We start from the raw sequence: 18,157 nt of genomic DNA, 5'->3' as shown, positions 1-18,157 counted from the left end.
TTGCAACATTATCAGATTAAACTAATTGGGATTTCTTAACCCTATTAAAAGCCTCTTTTAGATCGGATTTTAAATCTTCAATGTTTTCTATACCTACGGAAAGTCGTATCAAATCTTTAGTCACCCCTGTACTTTCCTGGGCCTCGTCGCTCAACTGCTGATGTGTTGTACTAGCTGGATGAATGATTAAAGACTTTGTATCGCCAATATTGGCCAACAATGAGAACAGTTGGGTTTTATCAGCTATGACTTTTGCAGCTTCATACCCACCTTCAACACCAAAGGTTACTATTCCACTTTGTCCATTTGGTAAATATTTATTGGCTAAATCATAGTACTTACTCGATTCTAAACCTGGGTAATTTACCCAAGACACCTCTGGCTGTTCTTGCAACCACTTGGCAAGTTCTAAAGCATTTTCGCTATGTTTTTTTATGCGTAATTCTAAAGTTTCTAAACCTTGAATAATTTGAAACGCATTAAACGGGCTTAATGCTCCACCATAATCCCTCAATCCTTCAATTCTTACTTTTGCAATAAATGCCAAGGACTCTAAGGCTTCGCTATAAACTAAACCATGGTAGCCAGGTGAAGGCTCTGTAAACTCAGGAAATTTTCCGTTACTCCAATCAAAGGTTCCAGCATCAATAATTGCACCTCCTAACGCTGTTCCATTCCCATTAATATACTTTGTTAGAGAATGGATTACAATATTTGCGCCATATTCAATTGGATTCAACAAATAAGGTGTGGCAACGGTATTATCTACAATTAATGGCACTTTAAAAGCCTTAGCTTCTTTAGAAATGGCTTCGATATCCAAAACGTCAAGCTTTGGATTTCCTAAAGACTCTATGAAAAATGCTCTAGTATTTTCTTGAGCGACTTTTTGGAAATTTTCTGGATTAGAAGGATCCACAAAAGTTGTGGTAATACCATGTCTAGGTAATGTTACGCTCAATAAATTATAGGTGCCACCGTACAAACTATTTGAAGCTACAATATGGTCCCCTGCTTTTAATAAAGCGAGTAGAGATGTAGCTATAGCAGATGTACCAGATGCTGTTACCACAGCTGCTATGCCACCTTCTAAAGCTGCTAAACGCTGCTCTAAAATATCGTTTGTAGGATTGTTGATTCTAGTATAGATGTTACCGGTTTCAGCTAGGGCAAAAAGATTAGCCGCATGATCTGAATCGTTGAAAACGTAAGCTGTTGATTGGTAAATTGGCACCGCTCTTGTTCCACCATTACTATTTACATCATGACCTGCGTGCAACGCTTTTGTTGCAAATTTTTGTGTACTCATTTTTCTAAGTTTTCGAGTTAATAAATAATTAAACCAAAAGCCAAATAAACTTCATTATGAAGCGTACTTAATAGAAAAATGTTATGAAGAAAATGCTAATTACAGATGAGTAATTAGTCTTGAGTTATCTATCCGAACTGCAAAAAATGACTTGCACATTCAAGTAGAATTTAGCACCTTCTTAGTAAGTCTAAGGGTTGCTAAGGCTTCAAAGGGTCTATTCCCTCCACCTTTCTTGATAACATTTCAGTAAGTCTTTGAACTTTGTGAGTACAAATATTGCATTACAAAAATTTAAATTCAAAATAATTTCTAACATTTTTTGAATATTTAACAAAAATCATAATCCAAAGAAATTTCTGAACACACTGTATTTACTTGTAATAGAGTATTAATTGCAAACTATCAATTTAAACTTCATTTGCCACTTTAAGATTTCATTATCATTTGAAGATGCGCTATCTTAAATTTAATCTCTATTTTTGCCAAGATTTAAAAAGAGGAAAAATTTGTCTGATTGCAACCTCTAAAGCTGAAACAGATTCAGTTTTGATAAAAATGCTAAAGCAGTTCGTTTGTTAACTTCTCTAGCACCAAGCAATCTCAATTTTTAATAAACAAAAATAGGATTTATGTCATATTTATTTACTTCTGAAAGTGTTTCGGAAGGACACCCAGATAAAATTGCAGATCAAATAAGTGATGCGTTAATTGATCATTTTTTAGCCTTTGACCCAGAGTCTAAAGTAGCATGCGAAACTTTAGTAACTACTGGACAGGTTGTTTTAGCAGGAGAAGTAAAGTCTAATACCTACTTGGATGTACAAAAAATAGCCAGAGATACTATTAATAAAATTGGTTACACCAAAGGTGAGTATATGTTTGATGGCAACTCTTGTGGTGTCATCTCCGCTATACATGAGCAATCTGAAGATATAAATCGCGGTGTAGATAGAGCTTCTAAAGAAGACCAAGGAGCTGGCGACCAAGGTATGATGTTTGGCTATGCTACAAACGAAACTAATAATTACATGCCTTTAGCACTGGATATTTCGCATCTCATTCTTAAAGAATTGGCTGCCTTACGCCGCGAAAATAAAGATATCACCTATCTAAGGCCAGATTCTAAAAGTCAGGTGACTATTGAATACAGTGATGATAACACACCACAGCGTATTGATGCGATTGTGATTTCTACACAACATGATGCTTTTGATACCGATGATGCCATGTTAGCAAAAATCAGAAAAGACATTGTCGAAATTTTAATCCCACGCGTAGTGGCAAAAGTACCTGAACACATTAAGCCACTATTTACGGACGATATTAAATATCACATCAATCCAACTGGTAAATTTGTGATTGGAGGTCCTCATGGTGATACAGGCTTAACAGGTAGAAAGATAATTGTGGATACTTACGGTGGAAAAGGTGCCCATGGTGGTGGAGCATTTTCTGGAAAAGACCCAAGTAAAGTAGACAGAAGTGCAGCTTATGCGACAAGGCACATAGCTAAAAATTTAGTGGCCGCAGGTCTTTGCGACGAGGTGTTGGTACAAGTCTCTTACGCGATAGGTGTTGTAGAACCAATGGGTATTTTTATAGATACCTATGGCACTTGCCCTTTCAACCTAACAGATGGTGAGATTGCACAAAAAGTATCCGAAATATTTGATATGCGCCCAGCTGCTATCGAGGAACGCCTAAAACTTCGTCAACCAATGTATAGCGAAACCGCAGCCTATGGCCATATGGGAAGACACAATGAGATTGTTACTAAAACTTTTGACCAACCTAATGGCGAATCTAAAACTTTAGAGGTTGAATTATTTACTTGGGAAAAATTAGATTATGTGGATAAAGTGAAAGCAGCTTTTGGACTGTAAAATTTGAATTACAAATAAAATAAAACTCTGACTAAGGTATGGTCAGAGTTTTTTGTTTTTAAGAACTTAAGGTAGGAGTTTTAGATTTATAACTGTTTTATCTGTAAAATGTCTTAATTTAAGACTCACTTTCAACTAAATCAATGCACTATGAAAAGAATTAAAAATTTCCCAAATCTTGTTTTAATACTTTTATTATCATTATTTATGGTAACCTCTTGTCAAAAAGACGATGGTCCTTCTGGCAATAATGACCCACAAGAAAATATACCCGATACCTTTTCTGAATATTTTGGTAATCAAATATCGAGAGACTTTTTAGGAACGGTTATCAATAAAAACCATAATCCTATTGAAGGTGCTACGATTACTATTGGCAGTTCTACTGCAACAACAGACAGTAATGGTGTTTTTATAATTAATGGAGCTACTGTTAATCAACGTTTTGGATATATCAAAGCTGAAAAAGCAGGATACATTCACGCCTCACGAAGTGTTGTGCCTTCCAACGGCACCAACAAAGTTACGATTATGATGTTAGAAGCTACTGTTGTTGGCACTGTAACAAGTGGAAGTTCAGGAACAGTAACTACACCAGATGGAAGCTCTGTGAGTTTTGATGGTAATTTTATTAAAGAAGACGGTTCCTCTTATTCAGGTTCAGTTGATGTTATTATGCATCACCTTGATCCTACAGATGCTGATATGCCATTACAAATGCCAGGCATGCTCTATGCTGAAAATGAAGATGGTGCAGAACGTATGCTTCAAACTTTAGGGATGCTTGCAGTAGAACTTAGAGGCTCTGGTGGTGAAGATTTAAATTTAGCAGAAGGCTCTACTTCAGAAATTATAATTCCTGTAGATGCCAGTTTAATGAGTATAGCTCCTGCAACCATTCCGCTTTGGTATTTTGATGAAACAACTGGCTACTGGAAAGAAGAAGGACAAGCGACACTACAAGGTAATATGTATGTGGGTACGGTATCGCATTTTAGTTTTTGGAATTGCGATATTCCTACGGAAGCCATTACACTTTGCGTTACTACAACCTATGAAGACTATTTGCCCCTAGCCAATTTAAAAGTATTCATATCTAGTATTACTTTTGGAACTACTTATGGTTTTACTAACTCTAATGGTGAGGTTTGTGGCTATGTACCTAGTGATGAAACTTTAGAACTCAACATATTCAGTTACGACTCTTGCAGCAGCTCACCCTTGTATACTGAGACTATAGGACCATTTACATCCGACTCGAGTATTACGGCTATATTAGCAAACGTCCCAGATATTATTCAAGAAACAGTTATAGGCACATTTAATACGTGTGATGGCAATGCTGTTACAGATGGTTATGTTCAACTCAATTACGCTAACCAAACCTTTACAGATGAAGTAACCAATGGTGAATTTGAAATTAATCTTTTTAGATGTAGTAATAATAATACCTTCTCAATAGAAGGTAGTGATTATGTCAACCTGCAAACTACCGATAGTATCAGTTATACCTTTACGACACCTTTAACAAATATAGGTACGATATCGGCGTGTAGTGCTGTAACTGAGTTTATAGAATATACTATTGATGATGGTGAAAGTGTTTTTATTTTTGAAAATATTTCAGCTAATTTCGATCCAAGTGGTGGTAATTATCCTGGGCCATATATAGATATATTTGCTTCAAACAATAACCAAGATAACTGTTTTTATATGCTTGGTGTATTAAACGATCCTGATTATTTGGGCACTTACGATACCTTTATTTTTGACGGTACTGTTTCTGGCAATATAGGTTTCTTTATTGGTGAATGCCTAAATGTTGGACCAGATAACAATAATATAATTTACAATCTTACCTCTTTAGGTGACATTGGCGAGTATATAGATATCAATTTTAGTGGCTCTTATGAAGACTATCAAGGTATTCCGCACACCATAACTGGAGTAGTCCATGTTCTTAGAGATAACTAATTAATCTGTATAAATTAGGGTTTTAATAAAACTCTCAAATCTAAACTTTAAGATTTGAGAGTTTTTTGTTTGTAATAATTTTCACGCAACCTTTTTTCGATTTTGGTATCTATTAATAAATGCTAAAATCAATCGCTATGAAAATCAAACAAATCAAACCAAGCCTTTTCATTTTTATTCATAGATGTTAGTGGAAAGACCAATCATGGTAATTAAAATCATGTGGAACTTTAACAATTAACCATCTGTTAATTGTAAGAATATTAACATAAGGTATTACTTGCTTATGTAATTTCGAACTAACATCAATCAAAAATGAAATCAGTTAATTTTAATCAACTGGTCTTATCTTTATGTCTTTTAGCTGCGGTATCCTGCAAGAAGAATTCAAATAAAGCTGACCAAAACAGTCAAATAAGAGAGCTATCCGAATACTTAGGAGAACCTATAATAGTTGACCTAAGAGGAAAAGTCTTGGGTACTAACCAACAGCCTATTGAAAATGCTGTAGTGAGCGTTGGCGACATAACCACATTAACCGATAGTCTTGGGCATTTTATAATTACAAATGTATCAGCTCATGAAAACTTACTCACGATAAATGTGACTAAAAAAGACTATAAAACCGATCTAATTAATCTAACACCAAAAGACAAAACAAACACAGTAACTATAACGCTTTACAAAGAAAGTGAACTCAGCATATTTTGGTTTAATAAAAACAATCACAACTTACCTCATACTTCAGCTAAATAAATTTTAATCAGATTTTTCACGCAACCCTTCATTGATTTTAGTATCTAATAAGAAACGCTAAAAATCAATCGCTATGAAACCAACAAAAACATCTTTTACACTTTTACTATTTCTACTAACTTATTTAACTTCATGTCAATTAGATGATGGTCCATATTTTAATAATGATGTCCAAGAATCTATTCCTGAAACGTTCTCTCAATACTTTGGGAGTACAATTTCTAGAGATATTGTAGGCACTGTCATAGATGAAAACCATTTACCCATTTCTGGAGTTACCATAAGTGTTGGTGGCCAAACAACTCAGACCGATATCAACGGTGTATTCATTTTACAAGATGCAGAGCTTTACGAACGCTTTGGTTATATAAAGGCTTCAAAACAAGGTTACTTAGATGGCTCTAGAGCTATAGTACCAACTGAGGGAACAAACAAAGTTTCAATTATGCTCTTACAAGAAAATGTAATAGGCACAGTAATGAGTGGTCAACCAGGAACTGTAGAGTTAAGCAATGGCAGTACCGTAAACTTTGATGGTAACTTTATTAATGAAGACGGAACGGCTTACCAAGGCAATGTTAATGTCATTATGCATCATTTAGACCCAACAGATGATGATATGGAGATGCAAATGCCAGGTATGCTATATGCTCAAAATGAAGATGGTGCCGAACGTATGTTACAAACTTTGGGCATGCTCGCTGTGGAATTAAGAGGCACTAATGGTGAGGACTTAAATTTAGCTGAAGGATCAACTTCAGAAATTAAAATTCCTGTTGATGCTAGTTTGATGAGTATAGCACCTGCAACTATTCCGCTTTGGTATTTTGATGAAATTCATGGTTACTGGAAAGAAGAAGGACAAGCTATCTTACAAGGTAACATGTATGTTGGTACAGTTTCACATTTTAGTTTTTGGAACTGTGATATCCCTGCCGAAGCCATTACACTTTGTGTTACGGTTACAAACGAAGATGGTGCAGATCTAAACAACCTTAATGTAACTATTACAAGTTCAACTTTTGGTACACGTGGAGGTCAGACTAATGAAAAAGGTGAAGTTTGTGGTTTAGTCCCAAGAAACGAAACTCTGTTTCTAGAAATTTTTAGTCCTGAAAGCTGTGAAAACATATCCATCTATAGTGAAAATATTGGGCCATTTAATGAAGATGCCAGTATCACAGTTATTGTTCAAAACGGTGCAGTGCTTAGTACAGAAACAATTAGTGGACTAGTAAATAACTGTAACAATGAGAATATTGAAAATGGGTATGTTGTTTACACCGATAATAACAACGAGATTTATCAATTAATATCAGATGGAAGTTTTGAGATAAACGCTACTAGGTGTACTTCCAGTGACACATTTAGCCTAAGGGTTGTTAATTTGGATACTTTTGAAACGAGCAGTACAATTGAATATACATTCAATTCACCAATTACCGATGTAGGTACTATAAACACATGTATTTCTCAAGAAGAATATATTATTTACTTCATCGATAATTCTGTTGATGTGATGTTTTATGACAATATAGAAGTAGCTTTAACCGAAAGCAGCTTTACCATTTTGAGACATTTAAACCCAGGAAGTACTACAAAATTTTTGGTTGACTTGCCTAACCAACTGGGAGAATATACAACATCTAGCACTAATAGTATGATTTTTAATATTATATACCCTGTCGCGAGTTCTAACCAATATCTTTTTATTGGACCTTATGGAATAAATATTGAAACCACATACATAGGTAATGGTGTTGGTGATTTTATTGATATGAATTTCAATGGCACATTTCTAGATCCAGGTGGTAGCGAGCATACTATAGAAGGTCAGGTTCATGTAAGGATTGATGAATAAATGTAAAAAGCCTTCTACACTTCGACTTCGCTCAGTGACCAGAAGGCTTTTTATTTTTTTAAGAGTTTTCACGCAACCATTAATTGATTTTTTCATCTATTAAAAAAAGCTAAAATCAATCGCTATGAAACCAATCAAACTTTTCCGTTTACTAATCATTGTACTTCTAATCTGTAATTTTTCATGTCAGAAGGACGATGGCCTTTCAGGGAACAATAATCCGCAAGAAAATATTCCTGATACTTTTTCTGAATATTTTGGCAACGAGATTTCACGAGATTTTTTAGGAACGGTTATCGATAAAAACCATAACCCTATTGAAGGAGTCACAATTACCATTGGTAATGAAACAGCACTTACGGACAGTAATGGTATATTTATTATTAGAGATGCCAACGTAAATGAACGTTTTGGGTACGTAAAAGCCGAAAAAGCTGGATATATTCACGCCTCACGAAGTGTTGTACCGTCTAACGGAACAAACAAAATTACTATTATGATGCTTGAGGAAACGGTAGTTGGTACAGTATCTAGTGGAAGTCCTAGTACTGTAACCATTGATGGTGGAAGCTCTGTAAGTTTTGACGGCAACTTCATAAAAGAAGATGGCTCTGCTTACGAAGGCTCAGTAGATGTAATTATGCATCACCTAGACCCAACCGACGAAGATATGTCTATGCAAATGCCAGGTATGCTCTATGCCGAAAATGAAAATGGTGCCGAACGTATGTTACAAACGTTAGGTATGCTTGCTGTAGAATTGAGAGGCTCAGGTGGTGAAGATTTAAATTTAGCTGAAGGCTCAACTTCTGAAATTAAAATTCCGGTAGATGTGAGTTTAATGAACATAGCACCTGCTACGATTCCACTTTGGTATTTTGACGAAACTACTGGCTATTGGAAAGAAGAAGGTGTCGCGACTTTACAAGGTAATATGTATGTTGGTACGGTTTCTCATTTTAGTTTTTGGAACTGTGATATACCAGCTGAAGCAATTACTTTATGTGTTACTGCAACGACTGATGATAATATTCCTTTAGCAAATATGACGGTATCTATTACTAGTATGACTTTTGGGACAACATATGGCTATACAAATGAGAATGGTGAAGTTTGTGGCTATGTACCAAGTAATGAAAGTTTAATTCTTGATGTGTACAGTTATGACATATGTGGAGATTCACCTTTATATACAGAAACTGTTGGCCCTTTTACTGTAGATTCCAGTCTTACAGTTATAGTGCCTGATAATCCTGATATTATCCAAGAAACTGTGGTAGGCACTTTCAACACCTGCGATGGCAATGCAGTTACTGATGGTTATGTACAACTAACTTATGGAGACCAAACTTTTACTAGTGTTGTAAATGATGGTGTTTTTGAAATCAATATGTTTCGTTGTGAAGCAGATAACACATTTATCATAAAAGGTAGTGATTATATAAATCTTGAGATTACAGATAGTATTAGTTATACGTTTACAACACCTATAACCGATATTGGAACTATTGCTGCTTGTAATGAAGTAACCGAATTTATACAATATACTATAGATGGTGAGGATTCGATATTTATTTTTGAAAATATAACAGCCACTCGCTATGCTGTTTCTACAAATGGTGCTCCTCTAAGCCAAATATTAAGTATTTATGCAAATACAAATAACCCAGATTGTTTTAATCTATATGGTACACTCAATGATTTGAATTATTTGGGTACTTATAACAGTATTGATCCTAGTTATGAGACTTTAGGTTTTTTTATTAATGGATGTCCAGATATGTCTTATTCAAATCATAGTATCGTTTTTAATCTTACAGCGCTTGGCGAGGCTTATGAATACATAGACCTGAATTTCAGTGGATCTTATGAAGATCTTAACGGGAATCCTCATACAATAAATGGCATTGTCCATGTTTTGAGAGACAATTAAAAAACAAAAAGCCTTCTCAAGAGAAGGCTTTTTAATACATATTATATTTTCTATAAGGTATAAGTCAACCTAAATGTAATAAATCTTGGTTGTATAAAAGTTTCAGAACTAAATACTGAAATAGTACCTGCGCCATTACTAATATTAGAATCAATATCTAAAATATTAGACGCTCTAAGTGAGTACTCCCATTTGGCATCTCTGTCTTTTCTGTATCGTAAAGACGCATCCCAAGTTTTAAATACATCTGTTTGCCCTGCACTTTCCTGCTCGTTGTAAGTAAACTCGGTTACAAATGTTAGGGCATCCCAGATGTAGGCATCAAATTCAATAGAAGGGGCTCTGGTGATGAACTTTGTGATATTGTTACCTTGATCGTTATTGGTTTCGGTAAATCGATAGCGCAACCTTACGTTTGGAGCCTCTCTAAAGTTGGTACGAAGTTCTGGTGTATAGGTTTGTGAAAACTGTTCATTTAGCGTTTGTCTGCCTTGTATAAACTGATTCAATTTGCTGTAATTGAAGTTAGTACCAAATCGTGCTCTTATCTTTCCAAACGTGCGCTCCACACGTCCAAATAAGGATGCATTTTCATCAGCAAACTGAGAATTGAAGAATGTACTTGTTCTAATTACACTTTCAAAATTGGTTAAACCACGTATTTGATCTTCATTTTTGCTATAGTTTGCTCCTGCAAATACATTTGTGTAGTTAAATAGGTTAAAGCTACTGTAAAACAATCTAAAGTTATGAGACAAGGCATTTTGTAACTCAGGATTACCAAATTGGATATTATTAAATCCACCTTGTAACACCAACCCTTCAGCAATATTGGTAACATCCGTAAAGGTATTTTGCATATTGTAATTAAACTGCAAAGACTCACTCTTTTTAAATTGAATACGTGCCTCAAAATCTGGCAATACATTAAAGAAATTATCCTTAAACGTGTCTCCGTTTTGTGTGTTTTGATTGCTATAGGCATGGAAAGACACACCAGGGGTTAAGGTTAGCTTACCAGTCTTAAACCTGTAATGCACTCCTAAATACACATCGCTAAAACGGTACTCTACATCATCATTAAAAGCATTTAAAGGATTACCCTCTAAATTAGTCAATGTTGGTGTTGGATCTAAACGTGTACCATTATCCAAAAACTGAAAAATATTAGAGTTAAATTTCTGGTTGCTGAATATAGTTCCTAAAGTAAGGTTGATGTTACTTTTGGAATTCAAAATGTTGTAATAATCTAACTTGGCATCTAATTGATTACTCTTTACACGTCTTTCCTGGTTTAAATCATAACTCAACTGGTTTAAATCTAAGCCCAAGCCTGTTGCCGTGTTATCAAAAGCATCATTTTCGTCATCTAAAATAGCATTGTAAAATGGATCTTCATCCTTAATTAAATGTTGAGCTTCAAAAGCAAAGATGTTGTTTTCGTTTAGAGTGTAGTAATAATTTAAGTTTTGATTGATACTAAAAGGTTTTACCTGATCTACTTGATTGGTATTCCCAACCACCGAAGAAAACAAATTCTGACGTTCTTCATCATCTGATGTACGTGCTAACAAATCATAATCTAATTGATTATTGACGTTTGGTTTATAGGAGGCACTTAACTTAGCAATAAATTGATTAGTTGCTTCTCTACCAGTAGAAATTGTCTCTTCATCTGGTGGAATGGTTGTAGATTCATCAATTGGTGTACTTGGATCGTCTTCTATTTCAATATAATCAAAGAAACTTTCTTCTCTAGTCCTTAAACGACTACTATTGTAAATTAAAAAGCCACTTAAATCCAGCGCTTTATTTGGCGAATAGCTAAAGTTAGCTGACATTAACTTGGTAATCACTTCTTGAGCATTAGCAATACTTGTTAATCCGCCAAGCCCATTATCTCCTAGATTAATATTTGTACCACTGGTTCTACTTGGTAGCCTAAAACCACCTCCAAAACCTCTAAGGTCTCTGTTGGTTAAGGCTACTTCGCCAATATTATTCATATCACCTATAAGGTTAATACTGTATTTTGGGCTATAATAAAATAGTTTTGGTTGTACTAAATAAAGCTCGTCATTTGGGGAAGGTGCCGTACCTGCACCAGCAGTAACATCACCAAACCAAAAGTTCTCTTTACCTTCCTTTAGCTTAATATTTATAGCAACATTATCTTGATTGTTTTGCACTCCACTTAACTGACCAACTTCTGCATAATTACGAAGCACTTGGACCTTATCTACAGCATTAGAGGGGATATTTTTGGTAGCTAATTTGGTATCACCGTCAAAGAAATCTTTTCCGTTTACCATCAGTTTATTTACGGTCTTACCTTCTACCTCAATTTGTCCGTTATCATTTATCTCTACACCTGGTAGTTTTTTTAATACATCCTCTAATTTGCGTTCACTTCCGTTTTTAAATGAGTCTGCATTATAAACTATAGTATCTCCTTTTACTGTTACAGGCATTTCATAAGTTAACTCAACAGCGTCTAAAGAATTATCTGGCATTAACGTAAAGTCTTTTGTAATATCAACTTCTGCTGTTGAAATCACTTCTTCTAGAGACTTTAAACCTATATAACTTACTTGTAGTTTGTATTTGCCATTTTTTCCTAAAGACAAGATGTATTTTCCTTGGTCGTTGGTAACCGCGTAAGATTCTAAACCATTAGTTTCTTGATTAATGGCGATTACATTAGCTAATTCTAAAGGAGTGCCTATACTGTCTTTTACGACACCTTGCATTTTAATTTGGGCAAAAGTGTTACTAGCCACTACCAAACATAGTAGCGTTATAATGTTCTTCATTTTTTGATTGTGTTAGATTTTTTAATTTCTTCTTCCTCTACCATCACCACCTCGGCGACCACCGTACATCTCGCGCATTTCTTGCATTTTTTTAGTGATGATTTCGTTGTACTCTGCTTTTGTTACCTCATCACCTTTTTTTGGCTTTTCGATATCTTCTTTTTCTTCAGGATTCATGACTATTTTAGTGCAAAGTATTGTTGTTCTATCTGCATTGATTTCTAAGATTAAACCCGGTAAACCCCAATAATCATCTGGCCCTTGGTTAATTGGCACTTGCGGTGTATACCATGCTACCACCTCGATAGTTTTCGGCATCTCAATCTCACTCATGGGATCATTATCTTTCTTTATAGAATCGTTTTTCTTTTCGCCTTCGTCTCTATCGCTATCATTTCGACGTCTCATGCTTCTCCAATCAAATTCATCTACCGTTTTTGTAGCTGTGGCTTTGAAACATGTATAATTACCTATTTGCTTAGTCTCAGTTCCCATTTTCCATTCTAAAGATTTTAATTCGTCTTTGATTAGAAATTGTTTACCAAAAAACTCCTGATCTTGTAATAATTCTTTAGACTTTACATTTTTATACTTTGGACCACCTGTAAAGCTACTTGCAAAACCTCCCCAACTTCTTCCAGATCCAGGTGCTTCTAATTTTTCATCTTCTTTGTAAATAGACTCTTCTTTGTTAAACGTGAGAACAAATTCTTTTTCAAGGAAGCTTTTCATTCGTTCTTGAATTTGTTTTTTTTGTTCAGTACTCATTTCTCGCCCTCCCCATTGGTCAAGATCCATAGTGGTTTTAGACATATAATAAGCTTTACCCTGAAAGTCTTTTTGGGCAAATGAAATTGAACAAAAACATAGTAAAACTAATGTTGCAAGGTTTTGAAGTAATTTTTTCATTTTAAAGGTTGAATCTTGTTTAACAAATGTAAATGTATTGTTCTAAGTAATTACTTAGACTTTTTTAGATGCTATTTGTTAAATTTAATTGCGTTAAACTTATGTTAATACATTAACCTCTACTTCTACCCATACGATTGTTCCGAAACTCCTCCATTTTTTCAACGATGGTTTTCTGGTACTCAACCTTGGTAATTTCCTTACCTTTTTCAGGTGCAACAATTTCTAATTTCTCTTTCGGATTTAAGACTATTTTGGTACATAACATAACAGTATTGCCTGCGCTCACTTCTAGTATTAAACCTGGCAAACCCCAATATTCTAGAGGTCCATGACCTACTGGAACCTGAGGTGAATACCAAGCTTCTACATCTGTCATATCCACATTAGGCTCCTCATTTGTTTTATTTATAGAATCACTTTGCTTTTCTGTAGTGTTATCTGAGTTACGCAATCTACTCCAAGAAAAATCATACCAAGCCAATTCATTTGTAGGTATAGATGCCGTAGCTTTAAAACAAGTGTAATTTCCTATTTGCTTGGTTTCCTTACCTAGTACCCAATTAATATCTAATAGTTTATCTTTAACCAAAAACTGCTTACCATAAAACTCTTGGTTCTGGATTTGCGTATTGGTCTTAACATTTTTATATTGCTTACCGGGCGAGAAATTTTTTCCCCAAGAATCTGTTGCACCAGACATTGCATCTAACTTTTCATCCTCATAAAACAAAGCTTCTTCTTTATTAAAGGTCAAAATATATTCCTTTTCCAATCTGTTCTTTAACCTAGCTTCTATTTGCTTTTTCTGTGCTTCGCTTAATCGATCTCCCCATCTTCCAAGTTCCATCTTAGACTTAGAAATATAAAATGCTTGTCCCTGGAAATCATTATTGAACTTATTGTAAGTTTCTTTACCCTCATTTACTCTAAGTTTTCCAAAAACTAAGAGCAATAAAAGAACAAAACTCGTTTTAAAGAATATTGATTTCATAATAAAGGTTTTTAAATTTTGTTAAACGAATTTAAAATTTAATTAAACAAAAATGATTGCTTTACCATAAAATTAACATTTACAAATTTTTAGCCTCCAATTCTAATTTCGATGCTTTCACCATTATCCCTTCCTTTTCTTGGTCGAAACCTCTCCATCATTTCCTTGGCCTTTTTATCCATAATTTCTTCGTATTTCTCTTGATTTACCACCTTTCCTTTCTCTGGCTCAGTAATATCCACTTTATCTTCAGGATTTAATACAATTTTGCTACATACAATGGTCAACTTTCCGTCATGAACTTCTAAGATTAAACCTGGTAGTCCTTGATAATTGTCTGGTCCGTGATTCACTGGAATTTGAGGTGTGTACCAAGCAGTAACTGTACGCTCTTCCATTTCTGGCTCTTTATCTTCTTTTTCTTCATCATCACTATTAAAAACCACTCTTGGCTTTTCATCCATCTTTTTGTATGTTGCCTTGTAGCATTGGTATTCTCCAATATATTTGGTATCAGACTCTAGCTGCCAGTCGATTTTTTCAATTTCATCCTTAACTAAAAAAATCTTTCCATAAGTATCTACCTGTTCAGAATACCTTTGCTCTTTTGTGTTTTTATAGAGTATATCTGATCCTCCACCTCCGCCAATTGAAACAATCTGAAATTCGCCTCCCATGCCAACGTTTGGCTTATCCAATTCTTCTTCTTGTTTATAAGTTGATTCTTCTTTGTTAAAGTTTAACGTAAAGGTTTTTTGAAATTGTTTCTTCATCATTTCTAGCATTCTAGCTTGCATCTCATCATTCATCTGAGTGCTATCTAGCTTAATATCTACTTGCCTTTGCGTTTTATATGTTGCAATTCCCTGAAATTCTTGAGCATTAATGGTAGAAAAAACTACCGTTAACGCAATAACTAAAACTCTAATAATTGTGTTCATTTTTTGATTGATTTTTAATTTTCGTAGTACTCAATAGCTGATTTTCTAAGTTTGGTAACTAAAGTTAAGAATTCTTCTGGTTCACTGGAGTTCCCTTTAATTTTGTAGGTTATAGTGGATTTTTTTTCATTAGACATCATAGACCCATTACAGATAAGACTGAATGTGATAACTTCATTCTCTTTTGTTTCTTTTAGGATTTTTTCAATGTCTTCAACTTTAAACGTGTTTTCAATATCTTTTGCTGAATCTACAGTAACAACCATCTCTAAATTAGTAATTTTATTTTGTGATAAATTACTAACACTGCCTTCTATTTGGCTTTGACTAAATCCTATTGATGCTACTGTCAGCGCCATACAAAGAACTAATTTTTTAAACATAACTGTTGTTTTTTATTGATTAATACAGCACAAATATCTAGACTAAGTTTTGTTATTTGAGTTAACTAGTGTTAACGTGTGTTAATCGATTGATGCTAAGTAGTTTTTTACATTTACTTTTGAGGTATGAACGATAAAAGATATAAATGGATATTGTATACTATTGTGGCTGTAATTAGCGCTACAATTAGCATTCAAGTATTTTGGAACTATAAGAACTACCTGTCCAATAAGCAGCAACTTATTAATGATGTACAAGTAAGTTTAGATAAAGCTGTAGATGATTATTATGCTGCATTAGCTGAACGGACCACTGTTGGGATTTTCTTGGAAGGCGATCAACGAAAAGACCCTTTGAAAGAAGGGGGTCGAATTCAAAAATTTTTAAAAGACATCAAAGACGATTCTTTTGGCTTTAAGAATATAGATCAAATAGATATTAGTGATATAGAAGGTATTACCGTACTTACAGGTTTTAAGGCAGATTCTATGTCTAAAGTTATAGATAAACAAATAAAGCCTTCCAAAGCAGCAGATTTTGGAAAGAAACTAGATAGTATAAAGCAAAAAAAAAATATCAAGGACATTTCTGAATTTGAAATTTTAACCTCAAAGATAGTCGTATCTATAAGTAGTGACAGCTTAGATCTTATTGAATTAGATAGTTTAGTGAATCAAGAATTTTTAAGAAAGAAACTTTTTTTAGATTATGATTTACACTTCAATAGAGGAAAAAACAAAGACTCATTACCAAATTTAAAAAACAAGCTACACACCTCATCAAAGTCTACCTTTTTACCAAAAGGAAGCCAACTAGATATTAGCTTTACTAATGAAACAAAACTAGTATTAAAAAGAAGTTTGGGAGGCATCCTTATTTCTACTTTACTTATTGCGGCTGTTATAAGTAGTCTCTTTTATCTATTAAAAATCATTAAGCATCAAAAACAACTAGCTGAAGTAAAAAATGATTTAATAAGTAATATTACACACGAGTTTAAAACACCTATTACTACCATAGGAGTAGCTCTAGAAAGCATCAATAATTTTAATGCCATTGAAGACAAAGAGAAAACAAAAAACTATATAAACATGTCTTCCCAACAATTAGAGAAACTCAATATTATGGTTGAAAAATTATTGGAGACAGCAACATTAGATAGCGACAAGTTAGAGCTTAATAAAGAATCTGTAGATGTTGTGACCCTTCTGGATGATTTATCACACAGGTATAAAATTCAGTTTCCTGAAAAGGAATTTAATATAAGTCTAAAAGTTGAACATTTAGAAACTAAGGTTGATGTTTTTCATTTTGAAAATGCACTAAATAATATACTAGACAATGCGGTAAAATATGGTGGCAATATTATTTCAATAGATTTAATTCCAAAAGATAAAAGTTTCGAAATTTTAATCTCAGATAATGGCAACACTCTCTCTAAAGCTAATAAGGAACGAATTTTTGAAAAATTCTACCGTGTGCCAAAAGGAAACACACACGATATTAAAGGTTTTGGTATTGGGTTATATTACACCAAATCTATTATTGAAAAACATGGTGGTAACATTAATGTAAGTCTAAGTAAAGATTTAACAACCTTTAAAATCACTGTACCAAATGGCTGAAAAAATTAGATTACTACTAGCCGAGGATGAAGCTGCCTTAGGACAAATCATAAAAGAAAGTTTAGAAACCAGAGATTTTGAAGTCATTCTTTGCGAAAATGGTGAAAAAGCCTTTGATAAATTTCAGTCAGAACAACCTGAAATCTTGGTATTGGATGTTATGATGCCAAAAAAAGATGGGTTTACTTTAGCAAAAGACATTAGAGCTATTGATGATTCCGTTCCAATAATATTTTTAACCGCTAAATCTCAAACATCAGATGTGGTTGAAGGATTTTCTATTGGAGGAAATGACTATCTTAAAAAACCTTTTAGTATGGAAGAACTTATTGTACGTATTCATAATTTATTGAATCGCACCAGAGTTCAAAAAACAGCCGAAAGCTTGGTAATTGGCAACTACACCTTTGACTTTCCAAAGCAGCAACTCCAGTATGAAGATGAAGAGTCCGTTCAACTAACACATAGAGAAGCACATCTGCTATTTCATCTTATAAAAAACAAAAATCAGGTTTTAGACCGTTCTTTAATTTTAAACAAACTTTGGGGAACAGATGATTTTTTCTCTGCAAGGAGCATGGATGTCTTTATCACAAAACTCAGAAAAAAACTCAAGAAGGATGAAAGCATACAAATTATAAATGTTCGCGGCTTTGGTTATAAACTAACGGATTAAGTCATTATACCTTTTTTGTATTGCTAAATTCCTTTCTGCCCTCAGGCAGGTATTTTAGCATCTCTATTAATTCTTAAACATCTTTTTTAAAAAGAT

At 34.0% G+C, this 18,157-nt stretch carries 13 protein-coding genes and 1 riboswitch; of the genes, 7 read left to right on the top strand and 6 right to left on the bottom strand.

Annotated elements, in window-relative coordinates:
- Window positions 1-16: 16 nt before the first annotated feature.
- Window positions 17-1,309 (bottom strand): O-acetylhomoserine aminocarboxypropyltransferase/cysteine synthase family protein, encoded by a 1,293-nt coding sequence (locus tag ACPX19_RS07255; protein ID WP_426429345.1) that lies wholly within the window; start codon window positions 1,307-1,309, stop codon window positions 17-19.
- Between the two features lie 121 nt (window positions 1,310-1,430).
- Window positions 1,431-1,554: riboswitch (SAM riboswitch) on the bottom strand.
- 387 nt (window positions 1,555-1,941) lie between these two features.
- On the opposite strand from ACPX19_RS07255, the gene metK reads away from it, so the two are divergent.
- From metK to ACPX19_RS07230, 5 genes are all read left to right on the top strand, one after another.
- Window positions 1,942-3,195, top strand: a complete 1,254-nt coding sequence (metK, locus tag ACPX19_RS07250; protein ID WP_426429344.1) for a methionine adenosyltransferase — start codon at window positions 1,942-1,944, stop codon at window positions 3,193-3,195.
- Between the two features lie 150 nt (window positions 3,196-3,345).
- Window positions 3,346-5,169 carry a hypothetical protein gene (locus tag ACPX19_RS07245; protein ID WP_426429343.1) on the top strand — a complete coding sequence of 608 codons (1,824 nt, stop codon included), beginning with the start codon at window positions 3,346-3,348 and terminating at the stop codon, window positions 5,167-5,169.
- Window positions 5,170-5,484: 315 nt separating this feature from the next.
- Entirely contained in the window at window positions 5,485-5,925 is a 441-nt protein-coding gene (locus tag ACPX19_RS07240; protein WP_426429342.1) for a carboxypeptidase-like regulatory domain-containing protein, read from the top strand.
- Between the two features lie 73 nt (window positions 5,926-5,998).
- A complete protein-coding gene (locus tag ACPX19_RS07235; protein WP_426432399.1) occupies window positions 5,999-7,786 on the top strand; it encodes a hypothetical protein in 1,788 nt (595 codons plus the stop codon).
- A gap of 124 nt (window positions 7,787-7,910) precedes the next feature.
- Window positions 7,911-9,719 (top strand): hypothetical protein, encoded by a 1,809-nt coding sequence (locus ACPX19_RS07230; protein ID WP_426432398.1) that lies wholly within the window; start codon window positions 7,911-7,913, stop codon window positions 9,717-9,719.
- Between the two features lie 50 nt (window positions 9,720-9,769).
- On the opposite strand, the gene ACPX19_RS07225 is transcribed toward ACPX19_RS07230, so the two are convergent.
- The 5 genes from ACPX19_RS07225 to ACPX19_RS07205 all read right to left on the bottom strand — a co-directional run bounded on the left by ACPX19_RS07225 (window position 9,770) and on the right by ACPX19_RS07205 (window position 15,735).
- Window positions 9,770-12,532, bottom strand: a complete 2,763-nt coding sequence (locus tag ACPX19_RS07225) for a carboxypeptidase regulatory-like domain-containing protein (protein WP_426432397.1) — start codon at window positions 12,530-12,532, stop codon at window positions 9,770-9,772.
- Between the two features lie 21 nt (window positions 12,533-12,553).
- Entirely contained in the window at window positions 12,554-13,441 is an 888-nt protein-coding gene (locus ACPX19_RS07220; protein WP_426432396.1) for a GLPGLI family protein, read from the bottom strand.
- 112 nt (window positions 13,442-13,553) lie between these two features.
- Window positions 13,554-14,435, bottom strand: a complete 882-nt coding sequence (locus ACPX19_RS07215; RefSeq protein ID WP_426432395.1) for a GLPGLI family protein — start codon at window positions 14,433-14,435, stop codon at window positions 13,554-13,556.
- Window positions 14,436-14,524: 89 nt separating this feature from the next.
- Window positions 14,525-15,376: a GLPGLI family protein gene (locus tag ACPX19_RS07210; protein WP_426432394.1), complete on the bottom strand. Its 852-nt coding sequence runs from the start codon at window positions 15,374-15,376 to the stop codon at window positions 14,525-14,527.
- A 14-nt stretch (window positions 15,377-15,390) separates the two neighbouring features.
- On the bottom strand, window positions 15,391-15,735 hold the full coding sequence (locus ACPX19_RS07205) for a hypothetical protein (RefSeq protein WP_426432392.1): 345 nt from the start codon (window positions 15,733-15,735) through the stop codon (window positions 15,391-15,393).
- 150 nt (window positions 15,736-15,885) lie between these two features.
- Here ACPX19_RS07205 and ACPX19_RS07200 point away from each other — a divergent pair, with 150 nt between their 5' ends.
- Both ACPX19_RS07200 and ACPX19_RS07195 read left to right on the top strand, forming a co-directional pair.
- On the top strand, window positions 15,886-17,385 hold the full coding sequence (locus ACPX19_RS07200) for a sensor histidine kinase (RefSeq protein WP_426432390.1): 1,500 nt from the start codon (window positions 15,886-15,888) through the stop codon (window positions 17,383-17,385).
- The gene (locus ACPX19_RS07195; RefSeq protein WP_426432388.1) at window positions 17,378-18,061 is read left to right on the top strand and encodes a response regulator transcription factor; all 684 of its coding nucleotides are present in this window, start codon (window positions 17,378-17,380) and stop codon (window positions 18,059-18,061) included. The genes ACPX19_RS07200 and ACPX19_RS07195 overlap by 8 nt, the downstream gene beginning before the upstream one ends.
- Window positions 18,062-18,157 lie beyond the last annotated feature (96 nt).

The sequence above is a fragment of the Winogradskyella sp. HB-48 genome (genome assembly GCF_049942685.1).
Classification (GTDB): domain Bacteria; phylum Bacteroidota; class Bacteroidia; order Flavobacteriales; family Flavobacteriaceae; genus Winogradskyella.
This window is presented reverse-complemented; position numbering and strand designations above follow the sequence as displayed.